The sequence below is a fragment of the Streptococcus sp. 27098_8_109 genome (genome assembly GCF_041432295.1).
Classification (GTDB): domain Bacteria; phylum Bacillota; class Bacilli; order Lactobacillales; family Streptococcaceae; genus Streptococcus.
The window spans coordinates 13660-32128 of sequence record NZ_JAPVZJ010000016.1 but is presented as its reverse complement, the minus strand read 5'-3'; the positions used below and the strand labels follow the sequence as shown (position 1 = coordinate 32128).

At 41.1% G+C, this 18469-nt stretch carries 17 protein-coding genes; 1 reads left to right on the top strand and 16 read right to left on the bottom strand.

Annotation, left to right across the window (positions count from 1 at the left end; translation table 11 throughout):
* Positions 1-167: 167 nt before the first annotated feature.
* From O3664_RS07250 to ruvB, 13 genes are all read right to left on the bottom strand, one after another.
* On the bottom strand, positions 168-1046 hold the full coding sequence (locus O3664_RS07250) for a transporter substrate-binding domain-containing protein (RefSeq protein WP_023946740.1): 879 nt from the start codon (positions 1044-1046) through the stop codon (positions 168-170).
* Between the two features lie 11 nt (positions 1047-1057).
* Positions 1058-2056, bottom strand: coding sequence for a uroporphyrinogen decarboxylase family protein (locus O3664_RS07245; RefSeq protein WP_049499508.1), 999 nt, complete (start codon positions 2054-2056; stop codon positions 1058-1060).
* 2 nt (positions 2057-2058) lie between these two features.
* Positions 2059-2262 (bottom strand): hypothetical protein, encoded by a 204-nt coding sequence (locus O3664_RS07240; RefSeq protein WP_084947831.1) that lies wholly within the window; start codon positions 2260-2262, stop codon positions 2059-2061.
* Between the two features lie 9 nt (positions 2263-2271).
* On the bottom strand, positions 2272-3279 hold the full coding sequence (locus tag O3664_RS07235) for a uroporphyrinogen decarboxylase family protein (protein ID WP_023946744.1): 1008 nt from the start codon (positions 3277-3279) through the stop codon (positions 2272-2274).
* A gap of 219 nt (positions 3280-3498) precedes the next feature.
* A complete protein-coding gene (locus tag O3664_RS07230; protein ID WP_261019163.1) occupies positions 3499-4548 on the bottom strand; it encodes an LLM class flavin-dependent oxidoreductase in 1050 nt (349 codons plus the stop codon).
* A gap of 118 nt (positions 4549-4666) precedes the next feature.
* Positions 4667-6475 carry a glutamine--fructose-6-phosphate transaminase (isomerizing) gene (gene glmS, locus O3664_RS07225; protein WP_084950758.1) on the bottom strand — a complete coding sequence of 603 codons (1809 nt, stop codon included), beginning with the start codon at positions 6473-6475 and terminating at the stop codon, positions 4667-4669.
* Between the two features lie 191 nt (positions 6476-6666).
* Positions 6667-8046, bottom strand: a complete 1380-nt coding sequence (gene bglA / locus O3664_RS07220) for a 6-phospho-beta-glucosidase (protein WP_084947823.1) — start codon at positions 8044-8046, stop codon at positions 6667-6669.
* 98 nt (positions 8047-8144) lie between these two features.
* The gene (locus O3664_RS07215) at positions 8145-9998 is read right to left on the bottom strand and encodes a proline--tRNA ligase (RefSeq protein ID WP_371613824.1); all 1854 of its coding nucleotides are present in this window, start codon (positions 9996-9998) and stop codon (positions 8145-8147) included.
* A gap of 12 nt (positions 9999-10010) precedes the next feature.
* Complete coding sequence (gene rseP, locus O3664_RS07210; protein WP_000900673.1) at positions 10011-11270, bottom strand: RIP metalloprotease RseP; 1260 nt, start codon at positions 11268-11270, stop codon at positions 10011-10013.
* Positions 11271-11291: 21 nt separating this feature from the next.
* Positions 11292-12095 carry a phosphatidate cytidylyltransferase gene (locus O3664_RS07205; protein ID WP_000189860.1) on the bottom strand — a complete coding sequence of 268 codons (804 nt, stop codon included), beginning with the start codon at positions 12093-12095 and terminating at the stop codon, positions 11292-11294.
* An 8-nt stretch (positions 12096-12103) separates the two neighbouring features.
* Positions 12104-12862, bottom strand: a complete 759-nt coding sequence (locus O3664_RS07200) for an isoprenyl transferase (protein WP_000466726.1) — start codon at positions 12860-12862, stop codon at positions 12104-12106.
* Between the two features lie 346 nt (positions 12863-13208).
* Positions 13209-13781 (bottom strand): nucleotidyltransferase family protein, encoded by a 573-nt coding sequence (locus O3664_RS07195; RefSeq protein WP_001028387.1) that lies wholly within the window; start codon positions 13779-13781, stop codon positions 13209-13211.
* Complete coding sequence (gene ruvB, locus O3664_RS07190) at positions 13762-14760, bottom strand: Holliday junction branch migration DNA helicase RuvB (protein ID WP_004239104.1); 999 nt, start codon at positions 14758-14760, stop codon at positions 13762-13764. The genes O3664_RS07195 and ruvB overlap by 20 nt, the downstream gene beginning before the upstream one ends.
* A 482-nt stretch (positions 14761-15242) precedes the next feature.
* Here ruvB and O3664_RS07185 point away from each other — a divergent pair, with 482 nt between their 5' ends.
* Positions 15243-15377, top strand: coding sequence for a hypothetical protein (locus O3664_RS07185; protein ID WP_257960423.1), 135 nt, complete (start codon positions 15243-15245; stop codon positions 15375-15377).
* Between the two features lie 427 nt (positions 15378-15804).
* Here the strand turns inward: O3664_RS07185 and O3664_RS07180 are convergent, their stop codons facing one another.
* The 3 genes from O3664_RS07180 to O3664_RS07170 form a co-directional block, all read right to left on the bottom strand.
* Complete coding sequence (locus O3664_RS07180; RefSeq protein WP_020902700.1) at positions 15805-16221, bottom strand: GNAT family N-acetyltransferase; 417 nt, start codon at positions 16219-16221, stop codon at positions 15805-15807.
* An 11-nt stretch (positions 16222-16232) separates the two neighbouring features.
* The gene (locus O3664_RS07175; RefSeq protein ID WP_049551256.1) at positions 16233-16928 is read right to left on the bottom strand and encodes a GNAT family N-acetyltransferase; all 696 of its coding nucleotides are present in this window, start codon (positions 16926-16928) and stop codon (positions 16233-16235) included.
* Positions 16929-17226: 298 nt separating this feature from the next.
* Entirely contained in the window at positions 17227-18459 is a 1233-nt protein-coding gene (locus O3664_RS07170) for an acyl-CoA thioesterase/BAAT N-terminal domain-containing protein (RefSeq protein WP_049551257.1), read from the bottom strand.
* Between the last annotated feature and the right edge of the window lie 10 nt (positions 18460-18469).

Genomic DNA, 18469 nt, shown 5'->3' with positions numbered 1-18469 from the left:
TTCTAATACTCAATGAAAATCAAAAAGCAAACTAGCCACAGGTTGCTCAAAACAGTGTTTTGAGGTTGTGGATAGAACTGACGAAGTCAGTAACCATACCTACGGCAAGGCGTCGTTGACGCGGTTTGAAGAGATTTTCGAAGAGTATAACATTCCTGATTGTTCATCTAATCTTTATCAACGTAGCTAAAGACGTCTTCTTTAAAGTATTTTTGAGAAAGCTTAGCTAAAGTACCGTCTTCTTTTAATTCTTTAATAGCTTTTTCATACTCTTTAGCAAACTTCTCACCCTTTTCATCACGGTGAATCAATGGATAGGTTGGGATTCCTTTATAAGGGAACCAGCTAAGTTTGTCCGCATATTGGTGGTAAGAACCATCCTCTGCTGTCACTGCTTTTTCAAAAGATAACTTGATATCAAAGAAGGCATCATATCGTCCTTCTAAAACCCAAGCATAAGCATCTGCCACCTTGAAGGATTCAGCAGCTGTCAACTCAATTGGTGTATCCTTATGCTTCTCGTTATAACTATTGATGACATTCCACTGGGCATTTTGAGGAGAGATGGGTACTAATTTTCCTTTATTTTTGGCAAAATCATCAATATTCTTATATTTGGCTTCATCTTCTTTTCTAACAGTAAAACCAATAATGCTGGCTCCTACTGGCTCAGATGGAATAATAAATTTCTTAGCCCGTTCATCTGTATACCAAGCACCTTTAGTTCCAATATCGTACTTGCCAGACTCAAGTCCAATCAAGAGATCATCATCACTAGTTCCAGTATACTCAAATTTATAATCTGCTAATTTCTCATCAACCGCCTTTAAAACAGCGACTTCATAACCATCTGATTCCCCTTTTTCGTCAATAAAATCATAAGGGACATAGTTTTGAGTATGGGCAACTTTTAAAGTTGTTACTTGTCCAGATGAAACTGCATCTGCACCTTTAGCAGATGCTCCCGCCAAAGTTCTACCAATAATCGTTGCTCCAAGCACTGCCGCAACCGCAACTCCACCAATAATCCATGTTTTCTTACTCATATTCTTCTCCTTTATTTATCTAATGCCTCTCTCACCCACTGGATACGCTCCACTGCAATATCACTCGGAATGGTACAATCTGCTCCAAGTATGAAGCCCTCTTTTCCTGTTTCTTCTACCAATCGTTTGGTTTCAGCTTGAATTTCTTCCTTACTGCCTCGATAAAGAAGGCCATCTTCACCGTTTTCAAATCCTCCCAGAACAGCACGACCCTTGAAAATCTCACGACCTTCTTTTAGGCTAATTCCTTCTGGACCAACTGCCCAGTTAAAAACATGAGCTGGATAGTCGGCAAAGATATGAATATCGTTTCGAGCTCCTTCATAGCCACAGATATGAAGGATATTTACCCCACCAACCGACTTAGCCGCTTTTAAAACAGTCAGTTCACTCGGCGCAATAATCTCCTGATAGGCTTCAGCAGAAACACGCGCATCCTGAATACTTTGCACACTGAGATAAATACCGTCTGCTCCTGCATCTTTAATAATAGCTTGACTCAAGCTAGCGATATCTTGCGCAATCACATCAAGGACTTTTTTCAATTTCTGAGAATCTTGAACTAAGAAATCTGCAATGAGATCATCTCCACCAGACACTTCTCCAAGTAACCATTTGAGGTAGGTCACAGGCGCAAAAATATTGTAAATAGCAACAATATCTTCCGTAAACTCCTGCTTAATCTTCTTCACTAATTCTACCTGCTCTCTAATCCACGGATGATCTTCACCCAGAGGTTGAATCTCTGCCAACTCTTGGAGTGACTTTCCTTTGGCAATAACTGGATTTGGATAAGCAAAATAGCCATCACTCATCAACTTGATAAAGTCTGGATGTAGGTCACGGATAAAACGTTTGTGACCTTGTATGTTCTTTTCAATAATCACAGGATTGGAAAATCCCTTTAACCATTCCTCTTCTGATGTAAAGTGGTGCCAAAAACCTACAGGTACACGGTCAACCACTTCTCCTCTAAATGCTTTTAAAACCCATTCTCTTTTTTCTGACATCTCTATTCTCCATTTCTTTCTTTTTCAACTAATAAAACACTGGCAATATCATTGGTTTGAATAAAGCGAAGACTTCTCTTCTGAAAATCCTGAATCCCATGACAACTTGGCCCTTCCTTACAAGTAAGTCCCTTTGTAAGACTGATCGCAAGTAAGATGACAAAGCCGAGGGCCGTCCCTACCAATAGCCACTTTTTTCTTTTCATAAGGCCCTCCTATTCTAAAATAGCAGCCTGACGAATCCAGTCCAATCGTTCTAATTCAAAGTCATCTGGAACCGTGCAATCCGCTCCAAGAAGGACTCCTCTAGTCCCAGCTTCAGCCAACAAGCGTTTGGTTTCCTCTTGTAGTTTAGCCTTGCTACCTCCATAAAGCAGGCTCTGCTTTCCATTTTCAAAACCACCCAAGACCGCTTTGCCATGAAATAGCTCCTGACCTTGAGGTAAGCTGACTGCTTCATGGTGGGTTGCCCAATTGAAAACTTGGGCTGGATAATCTTTGAAAATAGTCACATTGTTACTGGCACCTTGGAAACCGCAGATATGCAGGATATTGACCCCACCTGCCTGATTAGCAGCTTCTAAAACCTTTATGTTGCTTGGCTCAATATAGGTCTGATACAATTCTGCTGTGATGCGCTCATCCTGAATTTCTTGTGTACTGAGGTAAATCCCATCTGCTCCACAATCCTGAATGATTGCCTTGGTTAGGATTGCGATATCCTCAGCTATTACATCTAAAATCTCCCTGAATAGCTCTGGATTTTCGAGTAATAGATTAGCAACCTCCTTATCACCTCTAGAAGTCTCTGTACGAAACCAACGTTTCAGGTAGGAAATCGGAGAAAAGATATTGTAGAATGAAGCAATGTCCTCAGTGAAGGTTGCTCGAATAGCTTCTACCACTTCTACTTGTTGCTGAATCCAAGGATGGTTTTCACCAATCGACTCAATAGAAGCCAGCTCCTGAATACTTGAAACCAAAGGACTGTAGACATTACTTGGATAAATGAAAAATCCGTCACTCATCATTTTGACAAAATCAGGATGAATTCTTTCAACGTACTTCCGATGTCCCTCTACACTTTTTTGAAAGATACGTGGGTTATTTAAACCTTGCCCTTTTTCCTCCAGTGTTACAAAATGAAACCAAAAGCCTACAGGAACTCGTTCCACCTCTTCTCCTCGGATGGCTTTAAAAACTAGCTCTCTTTTACTTGTCATACTTTTCTCCTTCCATTTGGATTGAAACCATCTTACCACTCCTTTTGACCTTTTCCCAATATATATTGACTATCGACTTGATTGATATTGTTTATATCAATAACGAAAAAATCTCTGGAAAGCTTGATTTTACTAGCTTTTCAGAGATTCTTTTTTGTTTATTGCTTTTTTAAAATAGTTGTTATATAGATTTTTTATCAGCCTGATTAGGATTTTTTATTAAGCCTCTTTCATGGCAAAGTATTCCCGTACTTTGGGTGCCACTTGCATTCCGAATAGTTCAATAGCTCTCAGAACCTGGTCATGGGGCATGGAACCAAGCGGTAGATGGAGCATGAAGCGGTCCAAACCTAAGTCTTCAATCATGCGAATCAATTTTTCGGCCACCTGATCTGAATTGCCCACAAACATAGCACCATTTGGCCCAACTTGCTCCAAATATTGCTCATAACGCAATTCCTGCCAGTGCGGACGGTCTTTGGAAATAGCATCCACCACTTGCTTAGTCGGATGGAAATAATCTTTTACAGCCTGCTCACCATCTTCAGCAATCCAACCCCAAGAATGAGCTCCAACCTTTAGTTCCTGACTGGCATAACCCGCTTCGCTTCCAATCTCACGATAAGCCTGAATCAACTTTTTAAAATAACGCGGATTGCCACCAATAATAGCATAAACAATCGGTAGACCAGCCTGAGCAATCTTCACAGTTGATTCGACATGACCACCTGTCGCTATCCACAAGGGCAATTTGTCCTGAACTGGACGAGGATAAACTTCTTTGCCAGAGATTGTTTGGGTCAATCGACCTTGCCAATCTAGTTTTATCTTTTCATTGACTAATTGAAGCAAGTCTAATTTCTCATCAAAAAGAGCTTCGTAGTCTTTCAAATCATAGCCAAACAAGGGAAAAGATTCCGTGAAAGAACCCCTTCCGGCCATAATCTCCGCACGTCCATTTGACAAAGCATCGATAGTGGCATATTGTTGGAACAATCGAATCGGATCCATACTTGAGAGAATGCTGACTGCACTGGTCAAACGAATCTTCTTGGTATTGACTGCCCCAGCTGCCAGAACAATCTCTGGCGCAGATATCGCAAAATCCGCTCGATGGTGCTCACCAATCCCATACACATCCAAACCAACCTTGTCAGCCAGTTCAATCTCTGCCAGCAACTGGCGAATGCGTTCAGCATGACTGTAAGTTTGCCCAGTCCCTTCAAGCTCCGTTGTTTCTCCAAATGTTGAAATTCCCAATTCTACCACAGTGATTCTCCTTGTCTATTCCGGTCCTTCATTTTGAAAAATTATTCTAACACGAATCTTGAGTACAAGCAACCGATTTGCTCACAAGAAAAAGCCTAGATAACTAGACTTTTTAAGCTTATTCTACCGTTACTGACTTAGCAAGGTTACGTGGTTTGTCCACATCAAGCCCACGGTGGAGTGTTGCAAAGTAAGCGACTAATTGCGTTGGCACGACCATTGAAATTGGTGAGAGGTAAGGGTGTACAGTCGTAAGGACGATATCATCTGTATCTTTGGCAACATTTTCTTCTGCAATAGTGAGAACCTTGGCACCACGGGCTGCCACCTCTTGGATATTTCCACGAGTGTGGTTGGCAAGGACTGGATCTGACAAGAGAGCCAAAACAGGCGTTCCTTCTTCAATCAAGGCAATAGTTCCGTGCTTGAGTTCTCCTGCCGCAAAGCCTTCACACTGGATGTAAGAAATCTCTTTGAGTTTAAGGCTTGCTTCCATAGCTACGTAGTAATCTTGACCACGCCCAATATAAAAGGCGTTGCGAGTTGTTTCAAGAAGCTCACGAACCTTGGCTTCAATGGTTTCTTTCTCTGAAAGAGTTGATTCGATAGACTGAGCTACGATTGACAACTCATGAACCAAGTCAAAGACTTGCGCTTTAGCATTGCCATTTGCTTCTCCTACTGCTTTTGCAAGAAAAGCAAGGGCTGCAATTTGTGCTGTATAAGCCTTTGTTGATGCTACGGCAATTTCAGGACCTGCATGAAGGAGCATGGTATGATTGGCTTCACGTGAAAGAGTTGAACCTGGTACGTTTGTCACTGTCAAGCTTGGGATTCCCATTTCATTAGCCTTGACCAAAACCTGACGGCTATCCGCCGTTTCACCAGACTGACTGATAAAGATGAAGAGTGGTTTCTTGCTGAGAAGTGGCATACCGTAACCCCACTCAGATGAAATTCCAAGTTCAACTGGTGTATCTGTCAATTCTTCCAACATTTTCTTAGAAGCAAATCCTGCGTGGTAAGATGTCCCAGCTGCAAGGATGTAGATACGGTCTGCGTCTTGAACAGCCTGGATGATAGCTGGGTCTACTACTACTTGACCAGCCTCATCTGTGTAGGCTTGGATTAGTTTACGCATAACAGTTGGTTGCTCGTCAATTTCCTTAAGCATGTAGTAAGGGTAAGTTCCTTTACCGATATCTGACAAGTCTAGCTCAGCAGTGTAGCTAGCACGCTCACGACGATTTCCATCATAGTCTTGAACTTCCACACTATCAGCCTTGACGATTACCAACTCTTGGTCATGAATTTCCATGTATTGGTTGGTTTCACGAATCATAGCCATAGCATCTGAGCATACCATGTTATAACCTTCACCAAGACCAATCAAGAGTGGTGATTTATTTTTAGCTACGTAGATGACTTCAGGATCTTGTGAGTCAACCAAGGCAAAAGCATAAGAACCACGGATGATGTGAAGAGCTTTTTTGAAGGCTTCAAGAACAGAGAGACCTTCTTCTTCCGCAAATTTTCCAATCAAGTGAACAGCGATTTCAGTATCTGTTTGCCCCTTAAAGTGGTGACCTGCAAGGTATTCTTCCTTGATTTCAAGGTAGTTCTCAATGACCCCATTGTGCACCAAAACAAAACGTTCAGTCTCAGAGCGATGTGGGTGAGCATTGTCTTCCGTTGGTTTTCCGTGAGTAGCCCAACGAGTATGTCCGATACCCGTTGTCCCCTCAACACCAGCTGTCTTAGCAGACAATTCTGCGATACGACCAACAGCCTTCACCAAGTGGTTTTCAGCACCACCTAGGACAAAAATCCCCGCAGAATCATAGCCACGGTATTCGAGCTTTTCAAGCCCTTGAATCAAAATATCAGTTGCATTTGTGTTTCCAACAACACCAACAATTCCACACATAGTATATACGACACAGACCAGCTGTGCTTTCTCCTTAAAATTGGTATAGTCTAATTCCTCTTTTATAGAATCAGCAAAAACAGTATATACTTGTTTCTTTCACTTGTCAAGAGTAAAAATTGGTATAGTTCAAATTACGCTCCTGTTAGCAAAAGACTCTGACCAATTAGGATAATCAGTCAGAGTCCTTTTTAAAATCCATTATTATCGCTTAATTCCTTGAACCAGTGCCCTGATTTCTTCAGACGACGTTCTTGCGTTTCCAAGTCTAATTCGACCAAGCCATAGCGATTTTTATAGCTATTGAGCCATGACCAGCAATCGATAAAGGTCCAAATCAAGTAGCCCTTACAATTGGCTCCGTCTTCAATGGCACGGTGAAGTTCGCGAAGATGACCTTTTACAAAGTCAATACGGTAATCATCTTGAATCATTCCATTCTCACGGAATTTTTCTTCCCCTTCAACACCCATACCATTCTCTGTCAACATCCACTCGATATTACCATAATTTTCCTTGATATTTTGGGCAATGTCATAAATCCCTTGCTCATAAATCTCCCAGCCACGATGAGGATTGATTTTACGTCCAGGCATCACATAAGGCTCATAAAAATGTTCTGGCAAAAGAGGACTCTCTGGATGCTTCGCAAATCGAGGAGCCATAACACGCAAAGGTTGATAGTAGTTGACACCAAGGAAGTCCACAGTATTGTCACGAATGATATCCAACTCCTCCTCTGTAGCATCAGGCAAGAGACCGTATTCATGTAAGATTTCTACCAACTCCTGTGGATAAGTCCCCAAAACAGACGGATCTAAGAAAGATTGGGCCTGAAAAAGGTCCGCAATATTAGCAGCCTTGACATCAGCAGGATGCTGGCTACGTGGATAAGCCGGTGTCAAGTTTAAGACAATCCCAATCTTGGAATCTGGCAAAAGTTCATGACAAGCCTTAACCGCCCGACTGCTGGCCAATTGTGTATGATAAGCTACTTTAACGGCTGCCTCTGCATCCACCTTATGTGGATAATGGGCATCGTAAAAATAGCCAAATTCTACTGGAACTATTGGCTCGTTAAAGGTAATCCATTGATCCACTAAATCTCCATAAATCTCAAAACAAAAACGAGCATAGTCTTCATAGGCTGAAACAGTCGCCTTATTTTCCCAACCATCACCATCCTCTTGAAGGGCAAAAGGCAAATCAAAATGATAAAGATTGACTAAAAGACGAATCCCCTTAGCCTTAATAGCCTCAAAAACCTTACGATAGAAATCCACACCTTGAGCATTGACTTTTCCACGCCCTTGTGGAAAAATCCGTGACCACTGAATAGAAGTCCGAAAGGCCGTATGACCAGTCTCTAACAGTAGCTCAATATCCTTTTCCCAGTTTTCATAAAAGGTTGATGTTTTATCTGGACCAATCCCATTATAGTAACGATTTGGCTCCACTTGGTACCAATAATCCCAGAGATTATCTCCCTTACCGTCACCAGCTACACGTCCTTCTGTTTGTGGTCCAGAAGTAGAGGATCCCCAGACAAAATCCTTTGGAAATCTTAGCATACATTTACCTCTTTATCTACTCATTTTTCCCATTATACAGAAAAAACAAGGTAAAAACTAGTTACATTTTTTCCTTGTTTTTCTTCTGATTATAGTTTTTATTTCTTGCTGAGGATTTCAAGCGTTTCAAGCACGTTATCTGCATGAACTTCGATAGTATCACCAGTCGCTTTAATCTTAACTTCTACGATGCCATCGGCCGCTTTCTTCCCAACAGTGATACGGATTGGCAACCCAATCAAGTCACTATCGCTGAATTTAACACCGACACGTTCGTTACGGTCATCTGTCAAGACTTCGTAACCAGCTCCCATCAAGCTTGCTTCAAGCTTTTCTGTCAAGGCTTGCGCTTCATCATCCTTGACATTGACAGTTATCAAGTGCACATCAAATGGTGCCAACTCTTTAGGGAAGTTGATTCCCCAAGCGTAACGGTATTCACCTTTTGGCGTTTTGTTAACAAAGAGGCGAGCGTGTTGCTCCATCACTGCTGAAAGGAGACGGCTGACACCGATACCGTAACATCCCATGATAATTGGCACAGCACGGCCATTTTCATCCAAAACATCTGCTCCCATGCTTGCTGAATAGCGAGTGCCGAGTTTGAAGATGTGACCAATTTCGATACCACGCGCAAAGTTAAGAACACCTTGTCCGTCTGGAGAAATTTCCCCCTCACGAACTTCACGGATATCCACATATTCTGCAGTAAAATCACGACCTGGGTTCACACCAGTCAAGTGGTAGCCATCTTCGTTAGCACCAACAACTGCATTGCGAACATCTTGCACCTTACGATCTGCAATAATTTTAATATTCTCTGGCAAACCAACTGGTCCAAGTGAACCGAACCCTGCTTGAACAAGATTCGCCACTTCTTCTTCGCTAGCAACGTCAAAGAAATCTGCTCCCAAATGGTTTTTCAACTTAACTTCGTTGAGTTGGTCATTTCCAACTAGAAGGGCCGCAACAAGTTCACCATCTGCCATGTAGAAGAGGGTTTTGATCGTTTGTTCTTCTGGAACATTGAGGAAGGCTGCAACTTCATCAATTGATTTAACATCTGGAGTTGCCACACGAGTCACTTCTTCTTCAGCGACAACACGGTTGCTTGGTTTGTACTCGTTTGTTGCCATTTCCAAGTTAGCCGCATAGCTAGACTCACTTGAGTAAGCAATGGTATCTTCACCAGAAACCATCCATTTAAGCAATTCTGCCTTGATTTCTTCTTGCACTTCTGCAGGAATTTCATCAAATGAGGTAACTGACTTGTCCAAAACAACCCATCGGTCAAGGTCTGTACGAGCAGGTGTAATAGCCATAAATTCTTGGCTGTCCTTACCACCCATGGCTCCACCGTCACCGATGATAGCCTTGAAATCTAAACCACTACGAGTGAAAATACGCTCATAAGCAGCCTTGTACTCATCGTAAACACTGTCCAAGCTATCATAGTTAGCGTGGAAACTGTAAGCATCTTTCATGATGAACTCACGTGTACGAAGAAGTCCATTACGTGGGCGTTTTTCATCACGATACTTAGGCTGGATTTGATAAAGATTAAGTGGCAATTGCTTGTAAGACTTAACAGAATCACGGACAATAGCTGTAAAGGTTTCTTCGTGAGTTGGACCTAGAATGAAGTCTGATTTTTCACGGTTTTTTAGTTTGTAAAGGTCCTCACCATAAGTTTCGTAACGACCTGATTCGCGCCACAATTCTGCACTGAGAAGGGCTGGAGCTAACATCTCAACGGCACCAATCTTATCAAATTCTTGGCGCATGATGTTTTTAGCTTTTTCAATCACACGGTTAGCAAGTGGTAGGTAAGAATAAACGCCTGCTGAAACTTGGCGAACATAACCAGCTCGCAACATAAGAGCATGGCTGATAACTTGAGCATCGCTTGGCATTTCGCGAAGCGTTGGGATAGGCATTTTACTTTGTTTCATAATATTCCTCGATTATCTAAAAAAGAGTCGCATGATGTCATTCCAAGTCACAGCAATCATCAAGACAACCATGATGACCACTCCGGCCAAGGTGACATAGGTTTCAATTTCTTGTTTCAATGGTTTGCGGCGGATAGCTTCTAGGATATTGAGCACAATCTTACCACCATCCAGGGCTGGAATCGGAATAAGATTAAAAATCCCAATATTGATGGAAATAATTGCCAAGAAGTACAAGACATTCTCAATTCCATTTTTAGCAGCATCACTACTTGCCTTAAAGATGGCAACAGGTCCACCTAGTTTGTTCAAATCCGGTTGGAAAATCAGATTTTTCAGATCTGATAGAATTCGGAGGGCCGAGTCAACAGCAGTTGTAAAACCACCTACAAACATAGATACAAAATCTGACTTAATCCCCGGTTGAACACCTAGAAGGTAACGGCCTTGACTTTCTTCCGGAGTAACAGTGACTTGTTTGTCACTCCCCTTTTCAGAAATAGTCACATCCAAGGTCGGGGCCGTCTTATCTTTGGTTTCTGATTCCACAGCTTGAATCAAGCTTTCCCAGTTGCTAACCTCATGTGAACCAATCTTGGTAATCTGTGCCGTTTCTGGTACTCCTACCTTAGCCAAAGCCCCTTGAGGCATAATATGGAACTGGTTGGTATCGACATCTCTGACACCACCCTGCATAAAGATTAAAATCCAGAAAACAACGACACCTAAGATAAAGTTGTTCATAGGACCTGCAAAGTTAGTAATCAGTTTCCCCCAGATAGTCGCATTTTGATATTGCACATCCAAAGGAGCAATTCGAACCTCAGTTCCATCTGCTTCCACAACCGTTGCATCGTGATCTACTGCAAATGTTTTTTCTTCTTCCAGAACCAAGCCCTTGATAAAGAGCTTGTCTTCAAAATCAAACTGGGTCACCTGCATAGGGAGGGCTGTTTGATCTAATTTTTTACCTGAAAGATTGATGCGTTTAACCTTACCATCATCAGTAAGGGTCAAACTGACAGGAGTTCCTGTCTTAATTTCAGTTGTATCATCACCCCAACCGGCCATGCGAACATAGCCACCCAGAGGCAAGATTCGAATGGTATAGGCCGTTCCATCCTTGCCAATATGAGCAAAGATCTTGGGTCCCATGCCAATGGCAAATTCACGCACTAGAATCCCTGATTTCTTGGCAAAGTAGAAGTGTCCGAACTCGTGCACCACTACAATAATCCCAAAAACCAGAATAAAGGTTAAAATTCCGAGCATAGTATTTCCTCCGTCTTTTGATTAAAAGAGTCCAAACAAGTGCATGATTGGAAATACAAGCAACATACTATCAAAACGATCCAAAACACCACCATGTCCAGGAATAAATTTCCCAGAATCCTTGACACCAAAGTGACGCTTAATCGAACTTTCTAGTAAATCACCAAATTGTCCAGCAATGCTAAAGAAAATAGCAAAGACTGACATCTTGTAAATTCCATACGGAAGAGCAACTGTACTGTCAACTATCATAAAGATAATAGTTACTAAAATCGCACCTAAAATACCACCCAAGGCACCCTCAAAGGTTTTATTTGGAGAAACTGTCGGAGCTAATTTGCGTTTACCATAGTTCATCCCAACAAGATAGGCACCACTGTCTGTCGCCCAGACGATACACAAGGCCAATAGAGCCTTATCTAAACCTGCAACGCGAGCATCTAGTAAAGCATTAAATCCAAAGCCAACATAGAAACTCATAGCAAGAGGGAAAACAGCGTCCTCAATCGTATAAGACTTGCTAAAAACAGTCGTTCCTAACATAATTGAAATCAAAACACTATAGGCAACCACATTCCCATCAACTGGTAAAAAAGTCAGATAATTCTCCAAGGGAATGGTCAAAGCAAAGGTTGCAAAGAGGGTTAAGAGGCCCTCCATAGTCATGGTCTCTAGACCTCTCATCTTCAAAAGTTCATGCATGGCTAGCATGGCTATGATTCCAATTGCTATCTGAAGCAAGAGGCCCCCAATCATTAAAATTGGTAGGAAAATAGCCAGGGCAATCCCTGCAAACAAGGTTCTTTTCTGTAAATCCTGTGTCATATTTCCTCCTAAACTCCTCCAAATCGGCGATGACGACGATTGTAGGCAAGAATGGCTTCCTGCAAGGCCGCCTCGTCAAAATCAGGCCACAAGGTGTCCGTAAAATAGAGCTCACTGTAGGCTCCCTGCCATGGAAGGAAATTGCTCAAACGCAATTCTCCACTAGTACGGATAATCAAGTCTGGGTCTCGTAACTCCTTAGGTAAATGCTGGGTAAAAAGATAATTACCAATCAATTCCTCTGTGATGTCACCTGGGTTGATTTTGGCATCTAAAACATCCTGAGAAATCAACTTAAGAGCCTGTGTAATCTCAGCACGTCCACCATAGTTGAGGGCAAAATTAAGAATTAATCCTGTGTTGTTCTTAGTTAATTCCTCAGCCTTGGTCAGAGCTTCAAAAGTTTGCTTAGGCAGGCGTTCTGTCTCCCCAATCATTTGAATCTTAACATTATTCGCATGCAATTCCGGGACATAATTATCATAAAACTCTACTGGCAAGTTCATGATAAACTTGACTTCCTGATCTGGACGGGTCCAGTTTTCTGTAGAAAAAGCATAGACTGTAATCACCTTGACGCCTAGTTTGTTGGCTGCCTTGGTCACAGTTTGCAATGCTTCCATGCCCGCCTTATGTCCGAATACTCGCGGTTGCATACGTTTCTTAGCCCAACGACCATTCCCATCCATGATGATGCCGATATGAGCAGGAACCTGTGTCGGAACCTCTACTTCCACAGCCTTATCTTTCTTAAAAAATCCAAACATGATCTTATTCCTATTCAAAAATCTATCGTTTCATTATACCATATTTCCCTATTTTCTTCTATCACTAAGCTATTTATACTCTTCGAAAATCAAATTCAAACCACGTCAGCTCTATCTGCAGCCTCAAAACAGTGTTTTGAGCAACCTGCGGCTAGCTTCCTAGTTTGGTCTTTGATTTTCATTGAGTATTATTCTCAGGCACCAAGCCCATTTTTCAAAAAAATAAGCCGCCTGATTGGGCGACTCTATTTTTTATAGGGAGATTATTATGAAAAAGTTTTAGGAGTTTAAGTTAAGGTCTTCTTAACTTATGGACTTAGTATACACTTCCTAGCTTAAAGTTTCCTTAAGTATTTTTAAAAATCAAATTTTTCCATTTCTCCTGCCAATTTTTCTTGGATAGACGTGTTCGATAAAGTTCCATTCTGTCTTGATTCTCTAAAAAATGAGGAGTTGGACGAACTTGAAAATTCAAAATATCCTCCAAACCATAAGGTGCATAGAGTTCAAAATCGGATTCTTCATTCAAGCGCAGTCCAACAGCCGTACATCGTTCTGGATACTTACTCATAGCATCACGAGAACTGGTATAGGGAGAAGTGTGAGGACTGTGCTGGTGCATATAGACCTGATTTTTCAACTCCCACTGGTACTGAGGAAAGTCCTCTCGCAGTTTTTTCTCTAGGGACAAGGTTTCCTCGTAAGAAATATCTGGATCAAAGAAAATTACATCTACATCTGTTTCACAGTCAAAAGGGGATTTGTCTGACAAGAGATTCCAGATAAAATTTCTGACAGAACCTGCTGCCAACCAGGAATCTGTCAACTCCAAGTTTCGGATGACAGTCAGAATAGCCATCATATCCGGATTTTCTCTAAAATCCTCTAGAATTTCTTGCTCATTTTTCACTATATTCATAACCTAAGTGCTCATATGCCTTAGCAGTCGCCACCCGTCCAGACCGCGTCCGCATGATAAAACCTTTTTGAATCAAGTAAGGCTCATACATATCTTCAACTGTCTCACGTTCTTCTGCTATGTTAACAGAAAGAGTTCCTAGACCAACAGGACCACCACCGTACATCTCAATCATGGTGCGAAGGATTTTTTGATCCACATAGTCCAAACCTTCATGGTCAACATCCAGCATAGTCAAAGCCTTATCGGTAATAAGATCATCGATAACCCCATTCCCCATTATCTGGGCAAAATCGCGCACGCGCTTGAGGAGACGATTGGCAATACGAGGGGTCCCACGACTACGCAATGCCAACTCAGATGCTGCCTCATGGGTGATTTCCATCTCAAAAATATCTGCCGTCCGCTCGACAATTTCCGTCAAGTCAGCATGGGCATAATACTCCATATGACCTGTAATCCCAAAACGTGCCCGTAGTGGATTTGAGAGCATACCAGCCCGAGTCGTCGCACCAATCAAGGTAAAAGGTGGTAACTCCAAATGAACACTACGACTACCCTCACCAGCCCCAATCATGATGTCAATGTAGAAGTCTTCCATGGCACTATAAAGCACCTCTTCCACCGACATGGGCAAGCGATGAATCTCATCAATAAAAAGGACATCCCCAGGCTCTAAGTCATTCAAAATCGCTACCAGATCTCCGGCTTTTTCAATGACTGGACCCGAAGTCTGCTTGAGATTGACACCTAGTTCGTTGGCAATAACAAAAGCCATGGTCGTTTTTCCCAAGCCTGGAGGGCCAAATAAGAGCACATGATCCAGCGCTTCATCCCGCATTTTGGCAGCTTCGATAAAGATTTGGAGCTGGTCCTTGACCTTGTCCTGCCCAATATATTCACGTAAGTACTGAGGACGGAGCGTGCGTTCTACTAACTCCTCGTCCCCCATTATCTCATTATCTAAAATTCTACTCATTGCTCTATTATATCAAAAATCCAAGCCACAAACAAAAAAGCCACCTGATTAGATGACCCTCGACTTTAGCACTTTATTCTACATCACTGCTTCATCGCCTGCGATAGGAAGTAAGATAGCCCATGATGGAACTAATCCTTAAAATTATCATCGGACCAATTGTGGTCGGTGTTGTTCTTCGCTTATACTCAATGAAAATCAAAGAGCAAACTAGGAAGCTAGCCACAGGCTGTACTTGAGTACGGCAAGGTGAAGCTGACGTGGTTTGAATTTGATTTTCGAAGGGTATTAGTCGATAAATGGCTAAACAAAGATAGATAGTGTCAAAAAAGACCCCAAGCTTATTTGGACGTGAGCTTGGGGTCTTTTCTAGCCTATGATATAGACACAATACTTAATTCTCTTTCATTATCCCACAGTTCACACATTTCGTCAAAGATTTACATTCTCAGCTTCGCAAGCTTTAACCGCTGTACAACAATATGATGACTCACTCCTCGACAACCAAGAACATTATTACAGCAGTTCCAGTCCTTCAATTAACAGTCACTTACAATCAAATTGAGTTTGAAGTAGCTGAAGCGACAACAGACCTATTTATTAGTCATATTCGCTAAAAAAAGTCCCCGCCAATTCCCCGACCAAAATCCGAAAAATATCGGAAAATGATTTTTAGAATAGTCCCCAAAATCCTGAAATAGAGCCAAAAAACTCCACCTGATTGGGTGGAGTTAAGGGAGATTATTATGAAAAAGAAAAGTTTAGGATTTTATTAAATAAAGTTAGGAGGTCTTTATTTAATAACTATATGATACAAGACAAAGCTTAAAACTAGCTTAACTTTTCTCAAATTTTACTATTTTGCAAAAAAAATCTATCACCATCACCTATCCACGAAAAAAGCCACCTGATTGGGTGGCTTCATTAGGAGATTATGATGAAAAAAGTTTTAGGATTTCATTAAATAAAGTTAGGAGGTCTTTATTTAATGACTATATAATACTAGACCATCCTTAAATTTTGCTTAATAAAAAACAAATTTTATTATTTTTCTCGATTCATCCAAGTCATTCCTATACAATTATAGGTGGATAAGATTTCAAAGCCCATAGAACGATAGAAGCCCAAGGTTCTTTCTGTCTCTTCTGTCACCAGCTGAACTTGATAGACATCTTTGTAATCCTCTAAAACCTCTTTCATTAGGGCACTACCAATCCCTTGACGCTGATAGATAGGTAAAACGATTAAATCCTGAACCAGTACTGATGAGAATCCATCTCCAACCAAACGAATCAAGCCCACCACAGTATCATCATCAAGCGCCACATAAATCGCTAATGAATGAGATAAGGCCTGCTCCAGCATCTCTGATTGATCGGTATAATTTGTCCAACCGACAGCCTGATAGAGATGCAAAACATCCTCTAGCTTGACAAATTCTTGCTTTTTAATAGTGATCATGTCAACACCTCTTAAAACTCTCTCAAGCTCTTGTACTGCCGTCCATTTTTATCAAAATTTTCAGGAGCCAACCATGCTTCCAATCGAGCTTTGACTTGAGGCCAGTCCTTATCAATCATAGACAACCAATCCGTATCCCTAGTACGCCCCTTATAAACGACTGCCTGGCGGAAGGTTCCTTCATAAACAAATCCCAAACGCTCCGCAGCTCGTCTGGATGGCAGATTAAGAGAATCACATTTCCATTCGTAGCGACGATAGTTAAGCTCCTCAAAAACATAACGTGCCAAGAGATACTGAGCTTCTGTCCCTATTCGTGTTCCCCTGAGTTCTGGAGAAAAAGTGACCGCTCCCACTTCTATCACTCGATTATTCTGGTCAATGCGCATGAGAGAAAATGTTCCCAAAGCCTTACCAGTTTCCTTGTCTATAATTGCATAGTAAAAGCGATCCTTACGAGCCAACATCTGATTTAAAAGGCTAACCAGCTCCTCCATATCTGCCACTGGTTCCTGAAAGAGGTAAGTCCACATCTCCCGCGGAGTATCTGGACCATAAACAGCTAATAAATCATCCGCATGCTTTTCCACCGAAAGAGCCTCTACCCTAGCATAACGCCCTTCTAAGAAACCAATAGAAGGCAATTCGCCCGGTGTATAACCTTCCATTGACTCCCCAATCATCTGATCATATTCATTTACTGGCATAGCTTTCTCCTTATTCACTTATTGAATATAGTATAACATATCTCAATGAAAATTTTAGGAAACACTTGGTTTTCTATTCAATAATGCAAACTCCTCTTATAAAAATCATCCATCCACTTTATGGAGGAATAATCAAATATGGGAACGAGTGAGTTAATGTCCCTTATGCTTCTCTCTACGTTTTTACTGTTTGAGTTCAAATCTCTCTTGTTTGAACAATTGCTTTTTTAGACTGGACTACCAACCAGAACTGTGTTTTTATCTTAGTTGGGACTATTATAGTACGGTTCAGCACTATCTACAAATTTTTCAGATGTGTATCAAAATAATTTATCGTGGCAAACCATGAGTCTACACTTTCTTTCATTAATAAGCGCCAATCTTTTCGATAACGATGATTCGGTTGATAAGCAATCGTCAACATATGCCCTGTTTCATGATATTTTTTAAACAAAATGGATTCCCCTTTATATTGTGAAATAATATCATCTATCGCGGATGATGCATTCCATATTTCATCAACATCACTTCCTAGTAATAATAAAGGAGAGGCAATTTTACTCACATCAATCTGAGCCCTACTATCTTCAGGAATGTGTTTTCCAAAAAACTTGTTTAACAAATAATTTCCTAACTGAAATTTTTGATACGGAAGTTCTTTTTGCAAATATGTCCAAGAAGATGAATGAGAGTTTAGTTTTCCCTTTATTCCCTCAAATATTACATTTGAGGGGGAATTGAGTACCAAACATTGCACATCTTCCAAAATACTTTGTCCAGCCAGAACAAGCTCTGCTCCTTTAGAGCGACCATATATTCCTATTTTTGTATTATCAACTTGAGGATGATGGTATAGAAAATCTTTCGCCTCTTCCAGACATTCTATCGGAATTCGTTCTAAATTTTGAGATAATCCCTCTAAACCAAAATAAGCTATTGCAAGACAAATATAGCCTCTTGAAGATAAAAGTTGGGCAATATTCTGAGCTTTTTCAATTCTTCCCTCACTACCGCTAACAATAATCACGGCTGGCGCCCTTCTTAACTTTTCATCATAGAATAATCGACCTTGAAAATGCTTGTCATAGATATCTTGATATCTTACTCCTAGATTCATATAACGCCTTACGAAACTTTGCTCCGCGACCACATCTTTCCCCAGCTTGATTTTAATTTCAACACCAAAACAATCTCGTAATGGAATTCTATCAAGAGAACTCGGTAATCTCCTTTTCCTATTCTTCAACGGTTTCGCATTAAAGAATAATCCCATTTCTGAAACCCCTTTATAAGATCCCGAAATAGATGCTGTCTGAGAGGTATCAATCATACCGTCCTGATCAGATAAAAAAATTGCGGTTGATTTCCATATAACATCATGATCTAAAAGCAAGGGAGCATTTATACAGTAATAATCAGACAGGTACATTTCTACACAATACATTGCCCTTGGTTCTAAACCATTGATAGCAATATAAAAAGATTCATCTGCTAAATCTGTTTGTGAAATCAGTTCTATGTTTACAGTCATATCTTCTCCT

Bases quoted from the DNA above. Each gene is read 5' to 3' on its own strand.
- O3664_RS07175 (WP_049551256.1), bottom strand. From the start codon at position 16,928: ATGCCAGTAAATGAATATGATCAGATGATTGGGGAGTCAATGGAAGGT.
- O3664_RS07205 (WP_000189860.1), bottom strand. From the start codon at position 12,095: ATGACACAGGATTTACAGAAAAGAACCTTGTTTGCAGGGATTGCCCTG.
- ruvB (WP_004239104.1), bottom strand. From the start codon at position 14,760: ATGAGTAGAATTTTAGATAATGAGATAATGGGGGACGAGGAGTTAGTA.
- O3664_RS07200 (WP_000466726.1), bottom strand. From the start codon at position 12,862: ATGTTTGGATTTTTTAAGAAAGATAAGGCTGTGGAAGTAGAGGTTCCG.
- O3664_RS07185 (WP_257960423.1), top strand. From the start codon at position 15,243: ATGATGACTCACTCCTCGACAACCAAGAACATTATTACAGCAGTTCCA.
- glmS (WP_084950758.1), bottom strand. From the start codon at position 6,475: ATGTGTGGAATTGTTGGTGTTGTTGGAAACACAAATGCAACTGATATT.
- rseP (WP_000900673.1), bottom strand. From the start codon at position 11,270: ATGCTCGGAATTTTAACCTTTATTCTGGTTTTTGGGATTATTGTAGTG.
- bglA (WP_084947823.1), bottom strand. From the start codon at position 8,046: ATGCTAAGATTTCCAAAGGATTTTGTCTGGGGATCCTCTACTTCTGGA.
- O3664_RS07180 (WP_020902700.1), bottom strand. From the start codon at position 16,221: ATGATCACTATTAAAAAGCAAGAATTTGTCAAGCTAGAGGATGTTTTG.
- O3664_RS07215 (WP_371613824.1), bottom strand. From the start codon at position 9,998: ATGAAACAAAGTAAAATGCCTATCCCAACGCTTCGCGAAATGCCAAGC.
- O3664_RS07250 (WP_023946740.1), bottom strand. From the start codon at position 1,046: ATGAGTAAGAAAACATGGATTATTGGTGGAGTTGCGGTTGCGGCAGTG.
- O3664_RS07245 (WP_049499508.1), bottom strand. From the start codon at position 2,056: ATGTCAGAAAAAAGAGAATGGGTTTTAAAAGCATTTAGAGGAGAAGTG.
- O3664_RS07240 (WP_084947831.1), bottom strand. From the start codon at position 2,262: ATGAAAAGAAAAAAGTGGCTATTGGTAGGGACGGCCCTCGGCTTTGTC.
- O3664_RS07195 (WP_001028387.1), bottom strand. From the start codon at position 13,781: ATGAATATAGTGAAAAATGAGCAAGAAATTCTAGAGGATTTTAGAGAA.
- O3664_RS07170 (WP_049551257.1), bottom strand. From the start codon at position 18,459: ATGACTGTAAACATAGAACTGATTTCACAAACAGATTTAGCAGATGAA.
- O3664_RS07235 (WP_023946744.1), bottom strand. From the start codon at position 3,279: ATGACAAGTAAAAGAGAGCTAGTTTTTAAAGCCATCCGAGGAGAAGAG.